This is a genomic window from Microbacterium luteum (assembly GCF_015277875.1).
Classification (GTDB): domain Bacteria; phylum Actinomycetota; class Actinomycetes; order Actinomycetales; family Microbacteriaceae; genus Microbacterium; species Microbacterium luteum.
Map to the genome: position 1 here is coordinate 1,247,169 of NZ_CP063814.1, position 17,382 is coordinate 1,264,550.

19 protein-coding genes are annotated in these 17,382 nt (G+C 68.9%); 7 read left to right on the forward strand and 12 right to left on the reverse strand.

The annotated features are described in order from the left end of the window. The first annotated feature begins 169 nt into the window (after positions 1 to 169). Positions 170 to 1,525 carry an RNA 5'-3' helicase PhoH2 gene (locus tag IM777_RS06075; RefSeq protein ID WP_071042882.1) on the forward strand — a complete coding sequence of 452 codons (1,356 nt, stop codon included), beginning with the start codon at positions 170 to 172 and terminating at the stop codon, positions 1,523 to 1,525. 140 nt (positions 1,526 to 1,665) lie between these two features. On the opposite strand, the gene IM777_RS06080 is transcribed toward IM777_RS06075, so the two are convergent. The 7 genes from IM777_RS06080 to xseA are packed head-to-tail and all read right to left on the reverse strand — an operon-like array spanning position 1,666 to position 8,137. Beyond that, positions 1,666 to 2,322: a response regulator transcription factor gene (locus IM777_RS06080; RefSeq protein ID WP_071042883.1), complete on the reverse strand. Its 657-nt coding sequence runs from the start codon at positions 2,320 to 2,322 to the stop codon at positions 1,666 to 1,668. Next, on the reverse strand, positions 2,319 to 3,827 hold the full coding sequence (locus tag IM777_RS06085) for a sensor histidine kinase (protein WP_071042884.1): 1,509 nt from the start codon (positions 3,825 to 3,827) through the stop codon (positions 2,319 to 2,321). The genes IM777_RS06080 and IM777_RS06085 overlap by 4 nt, the downstream gene beginning before the upstream one ends. 38 nt (positions 3,828 to 3,865) lie before the next feature. Then, positions 3,866 to 5,260, reverse strand: a complete 1,395-nt coding sequence (locus IM777_RS06090; RefSeq protein ID WP_194384959.1) for a class II fumarate hydratase — start codon at positions 5,258 to 5,260, stop codon at positions 3,866 to 3,868. A 30-nt stretch (positions 5,261 to 5,290) separates the two neighbouring features. Beyond that, complete coding sequence (locus IM777_RS06095) at positions 5,291 to 5,890, reverse strand: carbonic anhydrase (RefSeq protein ID WP_083336368.1); 600 nt, start codon at positions 5,888 to 5,890, stop codon at positions 5,291 to 5,293. 32 nt (positions 5,891 to 5,922) lie between these two features. Continuing rightward, on the reverse strand, positions 5,923 to 6,561 hold the full coding sequence (locus IM777_RS06100; RefSeq protein WP_194384960.1) for a DUF4245 family protein: 639 nt from the start codon (positions 6,559 to 6,561) through the stop codon (positions 5,923 to 5,925). Beyond that, positions 6,561 to 6,812 carry an exodeoxyribonuclease VII small subunit gene (locus IM777_RS06105; RefSeq protein ID WP_071042888.1) on the reverse strand — a complete coding sequence of 84 codons (252 nt, stop codon included), beginning with the start codon at positions 6,810 to 6,812 and terminating at the stop codon, positions 6,561 to 6,563. Before IM777_RS06105 ends, IM777_RS06100 begins: the two co-directional genes overlap by 1 nt. Next, a complete protein-coding gene (xseA, locus tag IM777_RS06110; RefSeq protein WP_071042889.1) occupies positions 6,809 to 8,137 on the reverse strand; it encodes an exodeoxyribonuclease VII large subunit in 1,329 nt (442 codons plus the stop codon). Before xseA ends, IM777_RS06105 begins: the two co-directional genes overlap by 4 nt. A gap of 103 nt (positions 8,138 to 8,240) precedes the next feature. On the opposite strand from xseA, the gene IM777_RS06115 reads away from it, so the two are divergent. Beyond that, entirely contained in the window at positions 8,241 to 9,263 is a 1,023-nt protein-coding gene (locus IM777_RS06115) for a 4-hydroxy-3-methylbut-2-enyl diphosphate reductase (RefSeq protein WP_228481061.1), read from the forward strand. Continuing rightward, on the forward strand, positions 9,260 to 9,847 hold the full coding sequence (locus IM777_RS06120) for a DUF6264 family protein (protein ID WP_194384961.1): 588 nt from the start codon (positions 9,260 to 9,262) through the stop codon (positions 9,845 to 9,847). The genes IM777_RS06115 and IM777_RS06120 overlap by 4 nt, the downstream gene beginning before the upstream one ends. Before the next feature lie 247 nt (positions 9,848 to 10,094). Here IM777_RS06120 and fbaA read toward each other — a convergent pair whose 3' ends face one another. Next, complete coding sequence (fbaA, locus tag IM777_RS06125) at positions 10,095 to 11,126, reverse strand: class II fructose-bisphosphate aldolase (protein WP_071042893.1); 1,032 nt, start codon at positions 11,124 to 11,126, stop codon at positions 10,095 to 10,097. 203 nt (positions 11,127 to 11,329) lie between these two features. Between fbaA and glpX the strand changes: the two genes are divergently transcribed. Together glpX and IM777_RS06135 are read left to right on the forward strand one after the other, a co-directional pair. Further along, complete coding sequence (gene glpX, locus IM777_RS06130; RefSeq protein ID WP_071042894.1) at positions 11,330 to 12,319, forward strand: class II fructose-bisphosphatase; 990 nt, start codon at positions 11,330 to 11,332, stop codon at positions 12,317 to 12,319. Between the two features lie 138 nt (positions 12,320 to 12,457). Further along, positions 12,458 to 12,664 (forward strand): UDP-N-acetylmuramyl pentapeptide phosphotransferase, encoded by a 207-nt coding sequence (locus IM777_RS06135; protein WP_071042895.1) that lies wholly within the window; start codon positions 12,458 to 12,460, stop codon positions 12,662 to 12,664. A gap of 1 nt (position 12,665) precedes the next feature. Here IM777_RS06135 and IM777_RS06140 read toward each other — a convergent pair whose 3' ends face one another. Both IM777_RS06140 and IM777_RS06145 read right to left on the reverse strand, forming a co-directional pair. Next, positions 12,666 to 13,997, reverse strand: coding sequence for a DNA recombination protein RmuC (locus tag IM777_RS06140; RefSeq protein WP_071042896.1), 1,332 nt, complete (start codon positions 13,995 to 13,997; stop codon positions 12,666 to 12,668). Between the two features lie 111 nt (positions 13,998 to 14,108). Next, complete coding sequence (locus IM777_RS06145) at positions 14,109 to 14,717, reverse strand: exonuclease domain-containing protein (protein ID WP_071043357.1); 609 nt, start codon at positions 14,715 to 14,717, stop codon at positions 14,109 to 14,111. A 64-nt stretch (positions 14,718 to 14,781) separates the two neighbouring features. Here IM777_RS06145 and ychF point away from each other — a divergent pair, with 64 nt between their 5' ends. Beyond that, on the forward strand, positions 14,782 to 15,855 hold the full coding sequence (gene ychF, locus IM777_RS06150; protein ID WP_071042897.1) for a redox-regulated ATPase YchF: 1,074 nt from the start codon (positions 14,782 to 14,784) through the stop codon (positions 15,853 to 15,855). Positions 15,856 to 15,876: 21 nt separating this feature from the next. On the opposite strand, the gene IM777_RS06155 is transcribed toward ychF, so the two are convergent. Continuing rightward, a complete protein-coding gene (locus IM777_RS06155; protein WP_071042898.1) occupies positions 15,877 to 16,182 on the reverse strand; it encodes a hypothetical protein in 306 nt (101 codons plus the stop codon). Between the two features lie 221 nt (positions 16,183 to 16,403). Between IM777_RS06155 and IM777_RS06160 the strand changes: the two genes are divergently transcribed. Next, complete coding sequence (locus IM777_RS06160) at positions 16,404 to 16,820, forward strand: arsenate reductase ArsC (protein WP_071042899.1); 417 nt, start codon at positions 16,404 to 16,406, stop codon at positions 16,818 to 16,820. Positions 16,821 to 16,854: 34 nt separating this feature from the next. On the opposite strand, the gene IM777_RS06165 is transcribed toward IM777_RS06160, so the two are convergent. Then, complete coding sequence (locus IM777_RS06165) at positions 16,855 to 17,355, reverse strand: GNAT family N-acetyltransferase (protein WP_071042900.1); 501 nt, start codon at positions 17,353 to 17,355, stop codon at positions 16,855 to 16,857. Positions 17,356 to 17,382 lie beyond the last annotated feature (27 nt).

Sequence of the window (17,382 nt, forward strand, 5' to 3'; positions counted from 1 at the left end):
GCGTGTCGGGATGGCGTGTCGCCGTTCGCGGTCGTAGCTTCAGAGCATCGGGCAAGGCGCCCGGTCGAGTCGGCCTCGAAGGATCGCGACTCGTGACCCACGGTCGACTCGAGTTCCCGGGTACCGGACCCGGAGCGGGGAGTGGGTTGTGACCGCACGAGCACCACACATGCAGCGCCGACAGGACGAGGGCACCGCGGGTCTGGGGGAGGCGATCCCCGACGACCAGGACCAGGCGCTTCGCACCTACGTGCTGGACACCTCGGTTCTGCTGAGCGATCCACGGGCCATCTCGCGGTTCGCCGAGCACAATGTCGTCATCCCGGTTGTGGTGATCTCCGAGCTGGAGGGGAAGCGCCACGATCCCGAGATCGGCTACTTCGCCCGGCAGGCGCTGCGCCTGCTCGACGACCTGCGCACCGATCACGGCCGGCTGGATTTCCCGATCCCGATCGGTGAGGGAGGCACGCTGCGTGTCGAGCTCAACAACACCGACGCCGCGGTGCTCCCGTCCGGTATGCGGATGGGCGACAACGACTCCCGCATCCTCGCGGTGGCGATGCACCTGTCACAGGACGGCACCGAGGTGGTGGTCGTCTCCAAAGACATGCCCATGCGGGTGAAGGCCGCCTCGCTCGGCATCAGCTCGGAGGAATACCTCGCCGAGCAGGCCGTCGACTCCGGGTGGACCGGCATCGCCTCGATCGACGTCTCCGGCGATGACATCAGCGACCTCTACGAGAGCGAAGTGGCCGTCAGCGACGACGTCGTGGGCCTCCCGGTGAACACGGGCTTGATCATCCACTCCGAACGCGGCTCCGCACTCGGGAGGGTGACCGGAGACGGCTCCTACCGGCTGGTGCGCGGTGACCGGGACATGTTCGGCCTGCACGGTCGATCGGCCGAGCAGCGCATCGCGATCGACCTGCTGATGGATCCCGACGTGGGGATCGTCTCGCTCGGTGGCCGCGCCGGCACGGGCAAGTCCGCTCTCGCGCTGTGCGCGGGCCTGGAGTCCGTCCTGGAACGTCAGCAGCAGAAGAAGATCATCGTCTTCCGGCCGCTCTACGCCGTCGGCGGGCAGGAGCTGGGCTACCTGCCGGGCGATCAGGGCGAGAAGATGAATCCGTGGGGTCAGGCCGTCTTCGACACCCTCGGTTCCATCGTCTCGTCGAACGTCTTCGACGAGGTGGTCGAGCGCGGGCTCCTGGAGGTGCTGCCGCTGACCCACATCCGCGGTCGCTCGCTGCACGATGCGTTCGTGATCGTCGACGAAGCCCAGTCTCTGGAGCGCAATGTGCTGCTGACGGTGCTCAGCCGGATCGGGCAGAACTCCCGCGTCGTGCTCACCCACGACGTCGGGCAGCGTGACAACCTGCGCGTCGGGCGCCACGACGGCGTCGCGTCCGTGATCGAGACGCTGAAGGGCCACGACCTCTTCGGACACGTCACGCTCACGCGTTCGGAGCGCTCGGCCATCGCTGCGCTCGTGACGGAGCTGCTGGAAGCGGGGGAGCTGTCCTGACGGACATGAGAGGACTCTCATCGGCCTTTCCTCCGGCTCTCATCTGAGAGCGGGAGCATGGAAGATGCCACGGTCCCCCCCCCGCCTGGCACCTCAGCCCCCGGCGCCCCGCGACGCCGGGGGCTCTTCCGCGCCGGTGGCTATTCCCACCGGTAGCCCGCGCCGCGCACGGTGGCGATGTGGTGGGCGCCGAGCTTGCCGCGGAGGTAGCGCACGTAGACGTCGACGACGTTGGAGCCCGGGTCGAAATCGAGTCCCCAGACCCGGCTGAGGAGCTGCTCGCGGCTCAGCACGTGACCAGGACTGCGCAGGAATTGCTCGGCGAGCGCGAACTCTCGCGCCGACAGTTCGACCTCTCGGCCGCCCACAGTCGCCCGGCGACCGAGGATGTCGAGGGTCACGTCGCCGTGGGACACCGACGTGCCGGCGGGCGCGGCGTGTTCGCGCAGCCGGGAACGGATGCGTGCGAGGAGCTCGTCGAAGGTGAACGGCTTCGGGACGTAGTCGTTCGCGCCGGCGTCGAGTCCGTCGACGGTGTCGCGTGTGCTCGAGCGCGCCGTGAGCATGATGACCGGAACCGCCGAGCCGTGGCCGCGGAGGCGGCGAAGCACCTCGAACCCGTCCATGGACGGCAGGCCGACGTCCAGCAGTACGAGCGCCACATCGTCGTCGAGCGCCCGGGCGAGCCCCTCGGCACCGTCTTCGACGACGGCCGTCGCGTAGCCGGCCGATTCCAGGCCGCGCCCCACGAACGAGGCGATGCGCGGTTCGTCTTCGATGATGAGGATCAGGGTCACGACGAGGCCTCTCTCTGGAGCACGTCTCCGGCGCGCACGGGGGCAGGCAGCTCGGAGGTCGGGGACGGCAGGTGGATCGTGAAGGTCGCGCCGCCGCCGGACGTGTCGGTCACGACGCATCGACCCCCGTGGCCCTTCGCGATCGCATCGACGATCGCCAGGCCCAGTCCCGAGCCTCCCACGGCGCGGGATCCGTGGGCGCGATCGAAGCGCCGGAAGATGCGGTGACGCTGCGCGCGGGGGATCCCCGGCCCGTGATCGCGGACCCACAGGCGAGCACCCGACGGCTCGAGGGTGCTTCCGATCTCGATCGGGGTGCCTTCGGGGGTGTACTTGGCGGCGTTGTCGGCGAGCTGCAGCCACGCCTGCAGGAGTCGATCCTTGTCGCCGACGACCTTCCCCCGCGCCGTGTGCTCGATCTGCCAGTGGTGGCCGGGGATGACGGCGACGAGTTCGCCGACGCGTGCGGTGAGGACCGCGAGGCTGACGGGTTTCATCTCGAGCTCGTCGCCTTCGACGGTCGCGAGGAGATCGATGTCGCTGACCAGGCGGGTCATGCGGTCGAGCTCGGCGATACCGATGTCGCGCGTCGCGACGACGTCGTCCCGGTCGTCCGGGTTCATGACCTCCAGGTGCCCGCGCACGATCGTGATCGGCGTCTTCAGTTCGTGCCGCACATCGTCCAGGAGCTGACGCTGCACATCGACCGAGCCTTCGAGGCGATCGAGCATCTCGTTGACGGTGCGCGTCATGTCCGAGATGTCGTCGTTGCCCTGCGGACTCAGGCGGGGTGACAGGTCAGCCAGGGTGATGACGCCGGCGGCATCCCGCAGGTGCCGGATGGGGGAGAGCAGCCGTCCGGCCACGAACCAGGCGACGAAGCCGATCGCGACGACCACGGCGAGCGCGACGACGCCGAAGGTGATCATCGAGGCGATCACGGGCTGCAGCTCGGCGTCGAGGTTGACGGCACGCACGTAGATTCCCGACGAGGAATCCTCGTCGAGCTCGACGGGGATCGCGATGTATCGCAGTGTGCCGCGCTCCGTGGACACGGTGCCCAGGACGGTGCGGTCGGATTCGTCGACCGCAGCCACGACGGCGTCGACGAGTTCGCTGTCGTCGGCGATGTCGAACCCCGACAGCGTCGTGGGGCGATACTGCACCTCGCCGTCGACGATCGCGGCGGAGCCCTCGTTCCGCGCCGGCACGAGGCGGGCGACCGCGGTCTGCAGGTATTCCTCGACCGAGGCGAAGTCCTCCAGCACGAGGTCGTCGTCGCCGCCGTCGGATGCCGGAGCCCCGGCGCTCTCGTCGGTGGTGACGGCCACCGTGCGCAGCTGCTCGACCTGCGTGCGCAAGCGCTCGTCGACGGTGGTCAGCGTGCGTTCCCGCTGCGCGAGGAACGTGACGCTGCCGACGACGATCAGCCCCACCGCGGCGACGGCGACGATCGCGCCGAGGATGCGCGCTCTCGCCGACAGGGGGCGTGGCAGGGACGACATCCCTCGATTATCGCGCCGAGGGGTGCCGGCGGTCACGATCAGCCCGGATGCGTCATCGAGAGCAGGTCGAGCTTCTCGTCGAGCTGCTCCAGCGTGATCTCACCGCGGTCGACGTAGCCCAGCGAGATGACGGCCTCCCGCACGGTGATCCCTTCGGCGACGGAGTGCTTGGCGATCTTCGCCGCCGCTTCGTAGCCGATGATCTTGTTCAGGGGTGTGACGATCGACGGCGACATGCCCGCGAAGGCGGCGGCCCGCTCGATGTTGGCCTCGAGGCCGTCGATGGTCTTGTCCGCGAGGACGCGGCTGACGTTGGCCAGGAGCGAGATCGACTCGAGAAGAGCCGTCCCCATGACCGGGATGGCGACGTTGAGCTCGAACGAGCCGGTGCCGCCGGCCCACGCGATGGTGGCGTCGTTCCCGATCACCCGTGCGCAGACCATGAGCGTCGCCTCGGGGATCACGGGGTTGACCTTGCCGGGCATGATCGATGATCCCGGCTGCAGGTCGGGGATGTGCAGTTCCCCGAGACCGGTGTTGGGTCCGGATCCCATCCACCGCAGATCGTTGTTGATCTTGGTCAGCGACACGGCCACGGTGCGAAGCGCACCCGATGCCTCGACGAGGGCGTCGCGCGCGCCCTGCGCTTCGAAGTGATCCTTGGCCTCGGTGATCGGCAGTTCGGTGTCGGCCACGATGAGTTCGAGGACTTTCTGCGGAAAGCCCAGCGGGGTGTTGATGCCGGTGCCGGTCGCGGTGCCGCCCAGCGGCACCTCGGCCACGCGGGGGATGACCGCCTGCACCCGCTCGATGCCGAGGCGGATCTGGCGCGCATAGCCGCCGAACTCCTGACCGAGGGTGACCGGCGTCGCATCCATCAGGTGCGTCCGACCCGACTTCACGACGTCCTTCCACTGCTCGGCCTTGGCCTCGAGGGCCACCGCGAGGTGATCGAGTCCCGGGATGAGGTCGTCGATGATCTCCTGCGTCGCGGCGATGTGCACCGAGGTGGGGAACACGTCGTTGGAGGACTGCGAGGCGTTGACGTGGTCGTTCGGGTGAACGGGGGAGCCGAGCGCGCGCGTCGCGAGCGTGGCGAGCACCTCGTTCATGTTCATGTTCGAGCTGGTGCCGCTGCCGGTCTGGTACACGTCGATCGGGAACTGGTCGGCGTGCGACCCCGCGATGACCTCGTCGGCGGCACCCGCGATCGCATCGGCGATCGCACCGTCGAGTGTGCCGAGCTCCTTGTTGGCCAGCGCCGCGGCCTTCTTGATGCGCGCCAGGGCGACGATCTGCGCCGGGTCGAGCGGGTCGCCCGAGATCGGAAAGTTCTCCACGGCGCGCTGGGTCTGCGCGGCGTAGAGCGCATTCTTGGGCACGCGCACCTCGCCCATGGTGTCGTGCTCGATGCGGTACTCGGTGTCGGTCACGTCGTCGTTCCTCCCGTTTCTCAGAGTCGTTCAGGCGTCGGCGTCGACGACGCCCACGGTGATGTCGGGCACGGCGGTGCCCTCGGACAAGCGGTAGTTCGCCCCGACGATCGCCAGGCGCCCGGCGGCGACGGCGTCGCTGATCAGCTCGCTCGAGTGCAGCAGCTCGCCGACCGTGTCGCGGAGATGTTCGCGACCGACCTCTTCGGGGTTGAGCGGCTCGCCCGGATGCTGCTGCTGGAGACGACGCGCCGCGGGAACGATCGGCGCGACCTGTCGCCAGATGCGCGGGGGCAGGGGTGCCGCGTCGGCGGCGGTGCTGTCCATGGCCGCCCTGACGGCGCCGCACGCGTCGTGGCCGAGCACGACGATCAGCGGCACCTCGAGCACCGCGACGGCGTATTCCAGGCTCCCCACGACCGAGTCCGAGATCACCTGGCCGGCGTTTCGCACGACGAAGAGATCGCCGAGGCCCTGGTCGAAGATGATCTCCGCGGACAGGCGGGAGTCCGAGCATCCGAACAGCGCCGCGACCGGCTTCTGTGCCGCGGCGAGCTCGTGACGACGCTCGACATCCTGCCGCGGATGCTGCGGCTCGCCCGCGACGAACCGGCCGTTGCCGGTCGCCATGTCGGTCCAGGCCTGGGCGGGGGTGGGTGCGCTCACGATGCCTCCTGCAGCTCGCGGATCTGGTCGGCGACGCTCTCGGCGGCCTGCGTGAGGCTCGCCTCGTCGGTGTCGCCGTAGATGAGGACGGTGTCGGCACCGGCGGCCACCGCCAGCCCCTGGGTGATGTTGCCCTCTTCGCCGGAGGTGCCGACGTCGTAGCGATCCCAGGTGATGCCGTCGATGGTGACGGTGTCTTCGATCTCGGCGCCGCGGAGGACGCGGGAGGCCCAGGCGGCGTCCGCGTCGAATCCCTGCTCGATGCGGACGTAACCCTGCGCCGATTCCGGAACGTACACGATGGTCCATGCGCGGACGGTGTCGTCGCTCTCGACGACGGCGCTGTTCACTCGCCAGGTTTCGGGCAGCTCCGGCACGATCAGGTCGTCGTCTCCGCCCGATTCGATGGTGGCGGCGGTCTCGGCCACGTCGATCTCGGTCGCCGGCAGCTGTCCACGCGGCACGGCGAGGATGATCACGGCCACGATGCCGAGCGTGACGAGCAGGGCGACGACGAGGTTGCGGACGGTCTTGCTCGACCGGTAGGCGGCGGATGACGCCGCCTTGCGCGCGGCGGTCTCATCAGGGGTCTCCGGGCGCCCGAGCTCGGCGACGACGCGGGGCTGCTTGGCCATCACGCGGTGGCGCCGGAGGGAGCGTCGGCGTCTTCCGAACGGGAGCGGGCCTCGTCGAGGCGACGCTTGGCCCCCAGCAGCCACTGCTCGCACCGGTCGGCGAGGGCTTCCCCGCGCTCCCACAGCTGCAGCGACTCCTCCAGGGTCGGAGCGCCCTGCTCGAGTTGGGCGACGACCCGCACGAGTTCGTCGCGCGCGTCTTCGAAGGAGAGCCCCTCGACATCCGTGCCGGGTGCGCTCGTCTCGGTCATGGTTCCATCCTAGGTGTCGTCCGTTCGTCACTCGTCGCGGCATCGGCGGGGTGCCCGCCCGTGATCTCGCCGTCGGATCGTGCCGCGAAGGCTCCTCGGCCGACGGTCACAACCACCGGACTGCCCGCGGGTGCCTGGGCCGCGTCGCGGACGATCTCACCGCTGTCGAGATGGGCGATCGCGTACCCGCGGGCGAGCGTGGACGCCGGGGAGAGGGCCCGGAGCGAGGCGCGCAGCTCCGCGGCGCGGCGGTGCTGCGCATCCAGGAGTCGTTCGACGATCTCGCGACCGCGCGCCACCTCCACCCAGAGGTGGTGCGACCGGGACTCGAGCATCGTCTGCGGTGTGCGGAGCACGGGGCGCGAACGCAGATGTTCGAGCTGGCTGATGTCGTGCGAGACCCGCTGGGTGAGTCGGCCGGTCAGCCGCGCGCGCAGGTGGGTCACGAGAGCTCGCTGCTCCGCGACGTCCGGCACGACGCGCTTGGCCGCATCCGTCGGTGTGGATGCGCGAAGGTCGGCGACGTCGTCCAGGAGCGGGCGATCGTTCTCGTGGCCGATCGCGCTCACGATCGGCGTCGCCGCCGCTGCGACGGCACGCAGCAGGCGTTCGTCGCTGAATCCGAGGAGCGTCTGCGGATCTCCGCCGCCGCGGGCGATGATGATCACGTCGACGTCGGGGTCCGCGTCGAGAGTGCGCAGGGCGGCGATCGTCTCGGGCACGCACCGGTCGCCCTGCACGGCGGCATGGCGGGTGCGGAACCTCACCTGCGGCCATCGCAGCTCGGCGTTGCGGTGCACGTCCTTCTCCGCGTCGGACCGTTCGCCCGTGATGAGTCCGATGACGTGCGGGAGGAAGGGGAGCGGCTTCTTCCGCTCCGGGTCGAACAGCCCCTCGGCGCGAAGCTGGGCTCGGAGCTTCTCGATCCTCTCGAGCTGCTCGCCGAGACCCACCTGTCGCAGGGAGGACACGGCGAAGCTGAAGTCGCCGGACCGGGGGAAGTAGTCCGCCTTGACGCACGCGACCACGTGATCGCCCACGGAGAAATCCCCCCGCATCCGCTGCCGGGTCGAGGACCACAGTCGTACCGAGACGGTCGAGTCGGTCGCGAGGTCCTTGATGCGCCCGAAGACGTTGCCGCCGCGCACGTTCCAGCTGGTGATCTCGCCTTCGACCCAGACCGACCCCCACCGCTCGATGAACCCGCGGATGGTGTCGTTGAGGCGACCGACCGAGGTCGGTGTGGTGGGAGAAGAATCCCGCGGCGCGACCGAGTCGGGCGGGGGCGCCTGTCCCGGCATCGATTCGGCCGCGAAGGAGGTCATCGGGTCCTTTCTGGGTGCTGAGCACCTGTTCAGGCCGCAACCGTAGACTTGAGGGGTGACCACGACCGCGCCCGCAGTGTCCGTCAGCCTGCCGGCTCCCCGTGTGCCGGGACGGCGAGACCGGCTCCAGGATATCCCCGTCGTCGGACACAAACGTGTGCTCCTGGCCGCTCCCCGTGGATACTGCGCGGGTGTGGCTCGTGCGGTCGTGGCTGTCGAGAAGGCCCTCGACCGGTACGGCGCCCCCGTCTACGTGCGCAAGCAGATCGTGCACAACCGGCACGTCGTGAGCGAGCTGGAGCGGCGGGGTGCGGTCTTCGTCGACGAGGTCGACGAGGTTCCCGAGGGCGCACACGTGGTCTTCAGTGCCCACGGTGTCTCCCCGGCGGTCGTCTCGTCCGCCGACGCCCGCGGGCTCCAGGCCATCGACGCCACGTGTCCGCTGGTGACCAAGGTGCACCGCGAGGCGGTGCGGTTCGCTCGCGACGACTATGAGATCCTCTTGATCGGCCATGACGGCCACGAAGAGGTCGAGGGCACAGCCGGCGAGGCGCCCGACCACGTCACGGTGGTGAATTCGCCGGAGGCCGCCACGACGGTCGAGGTCAAGGACCCGACGAAGGTGGTGTGGTTGTCGCAGACGACGTTGTCGGTCGACGAGACGATGGAGACGGTCCGCCGGCTGCGTGAGCGGTTTCCGCAGCTGCAGGACCCCCCGTCGGATGACATCTGCTACGCGACGCAGAACCGGCAGGTCGCGATCAAGAAGGTCGCGGTCGGCGCCGACCTCGTGATCGTCGTGGGATCGGCGAACTCGTCCAACTCGGTGCGCCTGGTGGAGGTCGCCCTGGAATACGGGGCGAAGGCCGCATACCGGGTGGACTACGCCGACGAAGTGCGACAGGAGTGGCTGGAAGGCGTCGAGACCGTCGGTGTGACCAGCGGCGCATCCGTGCCCGAGGTGCTCGTCGCGCAGGTGCTCGAAGATCTCGCCCATGCCGGCTACCGCGACGTCGAAGAAGTGCGCACCGCGGAGGAGGATCTGATCTTCTCGCTGCCGAAGGAACTGCGCGGCGACGACTCCGCCCGACGCGGCGGGCGGGCGACGACGGGATCCGGAGCATGAGCGAGCCGAACACGGAGGGCGCGCGCCCTCGTCCCCAGTACGGCGAGTACGCGAGCACCGAGGAGCAGCGTCGTCGTATCCAGCAGCCCGATGCCACGTGGGCGCTCGAGAGCGGGCAGCAGCTGGACCAGAACCCCGCGCAGCAGCACAGTCCGGCGGAGGCGGCCCCGCTCGCGGATGACACCGCCGAGACGGACCTGACGCGGCGGCGACGGGTGGCTGATCGCGTCATCACGATCGGCCTGCTCGTGTACGGGCTCTTCAACGTCTTCACCAGCATCCCGCTGTTCACCGACTACAGCGCGTACGCGGCGAGCCTCTTCGAGATGATGGGGCTGCAGGCGACCCTCAGCGACCCGGAGGGGGCGCGCGCGTGGGGATTCGCCGCCGCGGTCGTTCTCGGCCTCGGGTGGTTGCTGACCGCCGTGGTGTCGTGGATGAGCATGCGGCGCGGGCGGATCAGCTGGTGGATCCCGCTCGTCGGCGCCCTCGTCTTCTCCTTCGCCAGCGGCATCCTGCTCACCGTGCCGCTGTTCCTGGACCCGGGCGTGTGGGACGTGCTCGTTTCCGGCGCGAGCAGCTGATTCACCCTCGGCTCTCGCCACGCGCCGCAGGTTTCCTGCCTCCCGCCGGTGTCCTCCCTCCTGCAGGCGTCCTCCCTCCTGCAGGCGTCCTCCCTGCGGCGGGCACCAACTCAGGCTGAGTGCGGGATCGGTGGCGCCCAGGGCCTCCTAACGCCCGCTGAGCCTGACTTCGTGCACGCCGAGGCCGACGAGACGAAGGCGAATGGCCCCGCCACCCGAAGGTGACGGGGCCATTCGTGGAGCGGCGTCAGGCTCCGAGGCTCTTGCCGTGCGAGCCCAGCTGCTGCGTCGCGGCGACGACGCGTGCCGCCATCGCTGTCTCGGCGACCTTGCCCCAGGCGCGCGGGTCGTACTGCTTCTTGTTGCCGACCTCGCCGTCGACCTTCAGCACGCCCTCGTAGTTGGAGAGCATGTAGCCGGCGACGGCGCGCGTGAACGCGTACTGCGTGTCGGTGTCGATGTTCATCTTCACGACTCCGTTGGCGACTGCGAGGGCGATCTCCTCGTCGGTCGAGCCGCTGCCGCCATGGAAGACGAGGTCCAGCGGCTTGGCGTCGGTACCGAAGGTCGCGGCGATCCCTTCCTGGATCTCGCCGAGGAGTTCGGGGCGGAGCTTGACGTTGCCCGGCTTGTACACACCGTGCACGTTGCCGAAGGTGAGCGCCGAGATGTAGCGGCCCTTCTCGCCGAGGCCGAGGGTCTCGACGGCCTTCGTGACGTCCGCGACGGTCGTGTAGAGCGCCTCGTTGGAGCCCTCGTGCTTCACGCCGTCCTCCTCGCCGCCGACGACGCCGATCTCGACCTCGAGGATCGAGTTGATGTTCTTCATGCGGGGGAGCAGGTCTGCGGCGATCTCGATGTTCTCGTCCAGCGGCACCGCCGAGCCGTCCCACATGTGCGACTGGAAGATCGGCTCGCCACCGGCCTTCACCTGCTCCTCGGAAGCCTCCAGCAGCGGCAGGACGAAGGTCGGCAGGGCATCCTTCGGGCAGTGGTCGGTGTGGAGGGCCACGGTGATCGGGTAGCTCTTGGCGACCTCGGTCACGTACCGGGCGAACGCGAGTGCGCCGGCGGCGCGGTTCTTCACCGTGTGACCGGCGAAGTAGTCAGCTCCACCCGTGGTCACCTGCAGGATGCCGTCCGAACCGGCCTCGGTGAGACCCTGCAGCACGGCGTTGATGGTCTGCGAGCTGGAGACGTTGATCGCGGGGTACGCGAATCCGCCCGCCTTCGCGCGGTCCAGCATGTCGGCGTACTGATCGGGAGTGGCGACGGGCATGGGTGCTCCTTCGTGACGGGGTCGACACTTCGAGTGTATCGATCCGGTCGAGGCCGTCGGAGGCCGGCTCCGGGCGTCAAGCTCGCCCGGTCCCACGCGATGGGATGCGCGAATTGCGCCACTGCGAAAGAACTGTCATTCCTTCGCCGTTGCCCCTCGTGATTTCCCGCGATCTTCAGGAGCACGCTGGATAGAGTCGACCCATGGTGAGTCTTACCGGCGATATGAGCCCCCTGCACCCCGACCGGAACCTGGCTCTCGAGCTCGTGCGCGCAACGGAGGCGGCGTCGATCCGCGCGGTGCCGTTCATCGGCCGCGGCGCCAAAGAAGCGGCCGACGGCGCGGCCGTGGATGCGATGCGGGCGTTCCTGACCACCGTCAACTTCGATGGCACGATCGTCATCGGCGAGGGCGAGAAGGACAACGCGCCGATGCTGTTCAACGGCGAGCGCGTCGGAAACGGTCGTGGTCCGCAGTGCGACGTGGCTGTCGACCCGATCGACGGCACATCGCTGACGGCCGCCGGGCGCAACAACGCCCTCTCCGTCATCGCGGTCGCCGACCGCGGCTCGATGCTCGACGCGTCGAGCGTGTTCTACATGGACAAGCTCGTGACCGGCCCCGCCGGCGTCGGAGTGGTCGACATCCGGCTTCCCATCGGCGAGAACATCCGCCTCCTCGCGGGCGCGCTCGGCAAGCCCGTCGAGGAGATGGTCGTCTCGGTGCTCCACCGACCTCGTCACGAGAAGCTCATCGACGAGATCCGCGAGGCGGGGGCGGGAACGCGTCTCATGAGCGACGGCGACGTCGCCGGCGGCATCAACGCCGCCCGTCACAACGCGCGCACGGACATGTGTGTGGGTGTCGGCGGCAGCCCCGAGGGCATCGTCACCGCGTGTGCCATCAAGGCCCTGGGCGGGCACATCCAGGGCCGGCTGTGGCCGCGCGACGACGACGAGAAGCAGAAGGGCATCGATGCCGGTCTGCAGTTCGGCGACCACGTGTACGAAGCCGACGAGATGGTCAAGGGAAAGAACACGATCTTCGTCGCGACGGGTGTGACCGACGGCCAGCTCGTGGCGGGCGTTCGCCGAGAGGGCGGCTACGTCTACACCGAGAGCGTCGTGCTGCGTGGCGCCTCGGGCACCCTGCGCCGTATCTCGTCGGAGCATCTCACCTCGAAGTGGCTGTGAGCCGGCTCTCGGCCGAGACGGCCGGACGGGCGGCGAGATCGTGATGGGTATGTGACAAGGCTCTCAGCATCGCTGTGGGAGACTGGGGGCGTCCGTCAGAGGAGACGCCGAACCTTCAACCCAGCGAGGGAGAACTCGATGTCCGCCACCAGCGGAACCACCACGCAGACCGGCGCGCAGGCCGTCGTCGCCGACGCGACCGATCCCGCCCGTCGACCGGATGTGCTCTTCCGGGTGCGACGCGAAGAGGGTCAGCAGCCGTCGGCGTGGTGGATGATCGGTGCCTTCGTCGGTGTCTCGGCGGCGGTGATCGTGCTGCTCAGCTTCGTGCCCGGCGGCGCCTGAGCTAACGCGCGCTCTCCTCGTCGCGCGACGACTGCGCAGAGGCCCCGGACGCGTCACCATCCGCTGTGGGCGTATCGAGCCGGAATCGAAGCGCTCCGATGTCTGCGCCCTGAGCGGGAAGCAGCTCGGGGGCGACGACTCGTCGCGGGCTGCTCTCGATCGGCGCGGGCGCCGTCGCGGAGTCCAGCTTCGTCTCATCGATGCCGGGGAATCGACGGGCCGTCACCAGGACGCGTGACTCGAGGGACCCGATGAGGCCGTTGTAGCTGTCGATCGTCCGCTCGATCGCGCGACGGAGATCGTCTGCGTGCCCGGACAGCGTCGAAAGTCGCGCGTACAGCTCGTTGCCGAGATCGAACAGGGTGCGCGCCTCTTCGGAGACGTTCTGCTGGGTCCACGTGAAGGCGACCGTCTTGAGCACCGCCCAGAGGTTGACCGGGGAAGCCAGGGCGACGCGTCGACCGAACGCGTACTCGAGCAGGCTCGGATCGGCTTCCAGCGCCGCGGCGAGCAGCGCTTCGCTCGGGATGAAGCACACGACGAACTCGGGACTGGCCGACAATCCCGCCCAGTACTGTTTCTTCGCGAGAGCGTCGACGTGCGAGCGAACCGCCTTCACGTGCTTGCGGAGGAGGCTCTCGCGGCGCGCAGCGTCGTCTCCGGTGGCGGTGAACGGAATCGCGCTCGCCTCGAGGTAGGCATCCAGGGGGACCTTCGCGTCGATGGCGATCGCCTTCTCGCCGGGCAGGCGCACGACCATATCGGGTCGGCCGGCGCCGGCATCGGAGTGCACGGATGCCTGCAGGTCGAAGTCGACGTATCGCGTGAGCCCGGCTGCCTCGACGACGCGTCGCAGCTGCGTCTCTCCCCAGACGCCGCGGGTGCTCCCCGAACGCAGTGCGCCCGCGAGCGCCTCCGTGGTCGCTCGCAACTGCTCGTCGGATTCGTGCGACCGTCGCAGCTGCTCGGCGAGAGCGCCGAACTGGTGGTGCCGGTCCCGTTCCAGCTCATCGACCTTGCCCTGCATGGTCTGCAGAGTCTCGTGCACCGGCGAAAGGGCGCGGAGAATCGCCTGCTCTCGGCGCTCGCGATCGTCGCGCGCCGCGAGGTCGGATCGCGCCTGGGACGCCAGCTCCCGATACAGCAGCTGCTGGTGATCGAGTTGCGCCTGCACCCCCTGCCGCGCGGCGTTCGCGGCGGCGACCTGGGCGCGCAGGTCGGCGATCTGCGTGTGCGAACGCGTCGCGGCTCGCGCCCCGCCGGCGGCCCAGCCGGCCAGAAGGCCCGCGAACAGTGCCGCGACGGCGAGGAGGGGAAGGAGCATCGTGTCCATGCCGACACTCTCTCGCAGACCTCCGACACCGCCTCTCTCGGCACGCGCCGGCGCGTTGAAGCGGCGTCCCGACCGACGGGGCCGCCGTCCCGGCCAGGCCGGCGCGATCGATCAGGCGGCGACGACGGCGGATGCCGCGCGACCTGCCGTGGCCGGTGCGATCTGCGAGACCCTCACCCCGGTCGCCTCCGCGAGGGCCACGATGTCGGCGGCACCGGCACGGCGCGCGGCGTCCACCATCACGTGCGCGCAGGCGAGCGCGTCGGCAGTGGCGTTGTGGTGCGCGAAGGAGGCGAAACCGGCCTCGGCGGCGACGAACGGCAGGCGATACGACTCGAGCGAGTACACCCGGCGGGCCACCTGAAGGCTGCAGGCGTACCGATAGGGCGGGCACTCGTCACCGGTCGCCTCGCATGCGCGCTTGATGACGGCCATGTCGAAGCCGGCGTTGTGGGCGACGAGGATGTCCTCGCCCACGAACGAGGCGATGTCCGAGAGCTGCTCGGTCCACGTCGCCGCATCCGCAACGTCCCGGGCTTGGATTCCGTGGATGCGGGTGTTCAGTTCGAAGAACGCATCGTGACCGACAGGTGGCCTGATCAGCCATCCGGTCTTCGCCACGACCTCTCCGGCGCGCACACGGACGAGTCCGACGGCGCAGGCCGATGCGCTGCTGGAATTCGCCGTCTCGAAGTCGATCGCCGTGAAATCCAGTGACACGTCGACAGCATCGCGTGCGAGCGGCGTCTTCTCGCGCAGGCGCGCCGCCCTAGACTGGACTCCCGTGGCTCTCACCATCGGAATCGTCGGACTCCCGAATGTCGGCAAGTCGACCCTCTTCAACGCGCTGACCAAGAACCAGGTGCTCGCGGCGAACTATCCGTTCGCCACGATCGAGCCCAACGTCGGGGTGGTGAGTCTGCCCGATCCGCGCCTGGCCCGCCTGGCCGAGATCTTCTCCAGCGAGCGGGTGCTGCCGGCGACGGTGTCGTTCGTGGACATCGCCGGCATCGTGCGGGGCGCGAGCGAAGGGGAGGGTCTGGGCAACCAGTTCCTCGCGAACATCCGTGAAGCCGATGCCATCGCGCAGGTCGTTCGCGGCTTCGCGGACGACGATGTCGTTCACGTGGACGGCGAGGTGAATCCCGCGAGCGACATGGAGACGATCAACGCCGAGCTTCAGCTGGCCGACCTGCAGACGCTCGAGAAGGCGATCCCGCGGTTCGAGAAGGAGGTCAGGGGCAAGAAGACCGATCCTGCCGTGCTGGCCGCGGCCGTCGCCGCCAAGGATGCCTTGGACGCGGGGACCCTTCTCTCCGGAGCGGGCCTCGACCTCGAGCCCATCAAGGAGCTCGGGCTGCTCACATCGAAGCCCTTCATCTTCGTCTTCAACGTCGACGAGGCCGTGCTCACGGACGATGCGCGCAAGGCCGAGCTCGCGGCGTTGGTCGCCCCCGCTCAGGCTGTGTTCCTCGATGCCAAGATCGAGTCCGAGTTGATCGACCTCGACGCCGCGGACGCCGCGGAACTGCTGGCCGCGACCGGTCAGGAAGAATCGGGCCTCGACCAGCTCGCCCGCATCGGATTCGACACCCTCGGCCTGCAGACGTACCTCACGGCCGGGCCGAAGGAGGCGCGCGCCTGGACGATCCCGCAGGGCGCGAAGGCTCCGCAGGCGGCGGGCGTCATCCACACCGACTTCGAGAAGGGCTTCATCAAGGCGGAGGTCATCTCGTTCGACGACCTCGTCGCGTGCGGTTCGGTCCTGGAGGCTCGCTCTCGCGGAAAGGCCCGCCTCGAGGGCAAGGAATACGTCATGCGCGACGGCGACGTGGTGGAGTTCCGCTTCAACAACTGAGCCCGTGCCCGCAGTCGGATCTCACGCGAGATCAGGCAGACGAAGCCAGGGTGAGGATGCGGTGAACCGCATCGTCTCCGCGCCGACGGGGAGCATGGCGATCTCGGCAAGGGATGCGTCGATGTCGAGCAGGTGATGCGTGTGCGTGGTTCCCCAGCACTCGGGATCGTGATCGACGCCGCCGCAGGAGAAGGACCAGCCGTCGGGTCCGTGCACGACGTAGCGCACCGAGCGCTCCTGTCGGAAGAGGTGGCAACAGGCGACGGCGTAGACATCGAAACCTCTCGGCATCGGTGTCGGACGGTTGCTGTTCGTGGATGAGGACATGGGCGTGCTCCGATCGTCGGGAGAGGGGCACGCTCTCGATGTGATTCCGAGGCTATGTCGGGCCCCCGACATAGCCGTCGGAGCGGATACGCACAGCACAGACTGGACGAAGCATAGATAGCCATCTATGCTTTTGCACAGCAGCCCAGGCTGCTGTGGAGTCGGGGTCCCACCGGCACCGCCCCTCGATCTCGTGTTCTCCATCCCGTGAAGGAGCCGTCATGACCGGCAAGCCGTCTGTCCTCTTCGTGTGTGTCCACAATGCCGGCCGTTCGCAGATGGCGGCCGGGTTCCTCGAGGAGCTCGGCGCCGGTCGCGTCGATGTGCTCTCGGCGGGATCGGCGCCGAAGAACGAGATCAATCCCGTCGCGGTGGCGGCGATGGCCGAAGAGGGCATCGACATTGCGGGCAACTCCCCGAAGGTCCTGACGGTCGACGCCGTCAAGGAGTCCGACGTCGTGATCACGATGGGCTGCGGCGACGCGTGCCCCATCTTCCCCGGGAAGCGCTACGAGGACTGGCAGCTCGACGACCCGGCCGGCCAGGGAATCGAGGCGGTGCGCCCCATCCGCGACGAGATCCGGGGCCGTGTCGAGGCCCTTCTCGCCGACCTGCTCGCCGAAGAGGGTGCGGCATGACCGGTACGCAGGGCCAGGGTGTTGCGCGGTCCGGTCACTCCGAGGCGAGTGCTGCCAGAGCCTCACCGGTCAGCCGCTGCGTGGTCCATTCCTTCATCGGGATGGCTCCCAACCCGCGGTAGAAGGCGATCGACGGCGCATTCCAGTCCAAGACGGTCCACTCCAGGCGGGAGTAGCCCCGCGCGCGGCACTCGTGAGCGAGAGCCGCGATGAGGGCTTTCCCGTATCCCCGGCCACGCTCGGTCTCCTCGACGAAGAGATCCTCGAGCCAGATGCCGTGCGTCCCGGTCCACGTGGAGTACGTGAGGAACCACACGGCGATCCCGACGATCCGACCTTGGCGCTCCACGACGTGGGCGAAGACCTTCGGTGCTGCGCCGAAGAACCGGTCGGTGATCATCTCGACGGTGTTCTCGACGGCATCGGGTTCGCGCTCGTAGGCCGCGAGGCGTCGGATGCTGTCGAGAAGCCCCTGTTCGTCGCCGGGCTGGGCCGGCCGGAGGACGGCGTCGTGGGGGAGAAGGCGCGGAGTCACGAGGTCAGCGTATCCGTCTCGCCACCG

What these genes read in the sequence shown, in the direction of transcription:
- xseA (WP_071042889.1), bottom strand. Translation starts at nt 8,137, where the DNA reads ATGACCTCCTTCGCGGCCGAATCGATGCCGGGACAGGCGCCCCCGCCC.
- glpX (WP_071042894.1), top strand. Translation starts at nt 11,330, where the DNA reads ATGGTGAGTCTTACCGGCGATATGAGCCCCCTGCACCCCGACCGGAAC.
- IM777_RS06100 (WP_194384960.1), bottom strand. Translation starts at nt 6,561, where the DNA reads ATGGCCAAGCAGCCCCGCGTCGTCGCCGAGCTCGGGCGCCCGGAGACC.
- IM777_RS06135 (WP_071042895.1), top strand. Translation starts at nt 12,458, where the DNA reads ATGTCCGCCACCAGCGGAACCACCACGCAGACCGGCGCGCAGGCCGTC.
- fbaA (WP_071042893.1), bottom strand. Translation starts at nt 11,126, where the DNA reads ATGCCCGTCGCCACTCCCGATCAGTACGCCGACATGCTGGACCGCGCG.
- IM777_RS06160 (WP_071042899.1), top strand. Translation starts at nt 16,404, where the DNA reads ATGACCGGCAAGCCGTCTGTCCTCTTCGTGTGTGTCCACAATGCCGGC.
- IM777_RS06095 (WP_083336368.1), bottom strand. Translation starts at nt 5,890, where the DNA reads ATGGCGACCGGCAACGGCCGGTTCGTCGCGGGCGAGCCGCAGCATCCG.
- IM777_RS06105 (WP_071042888.1), bottom strand. Translation starts at nt 6,812, where the DNA reads ATGACCGAGACGAGCGCACCCGGCACGGATGTCGAGGGGCTCTCCTTC.
- IM777_RS06155 (WP_071042898.1), bottom strand. Translation starts at nt 16,182, where the DNA reads ATGTCCTCATCCACGAACAGCAACCGTCCGACACCGATGCCGAGAGGT.
- IM777_RS06140 (WP_071042896.1), bottom strand. Translation starts at nt 13,997, where the DNA reads ATGGACACGATGCTCCTTCCCCTCCTCGCCGTCGCGGCACTGTTCGCG.
- IM777_RS06120 (WP_194384961.1), top strand. Translation starts at nt 9,260, where the DNA reads ATGAGCGAGCCGAACACGGAGGGCGCGCGCCCTCGTCCCCAGTACGGC.
- IM777_RS06085 (WP_071042884.1), bottom strand. Translation starts at nt 3,827, where the DNA reads ATGTCGTCCCTGCCACGCCCCCTGTCGGCGAGAGCGCGCATCCTCGGC.
- IM777_RS06075 (WP_071042882.1), top strand. Translation starts at nt 170, where the DNA reads ATGCAGCGCCGACAGGACGAGGGCACCGCGGGTCTGGGGGAGGCGATC.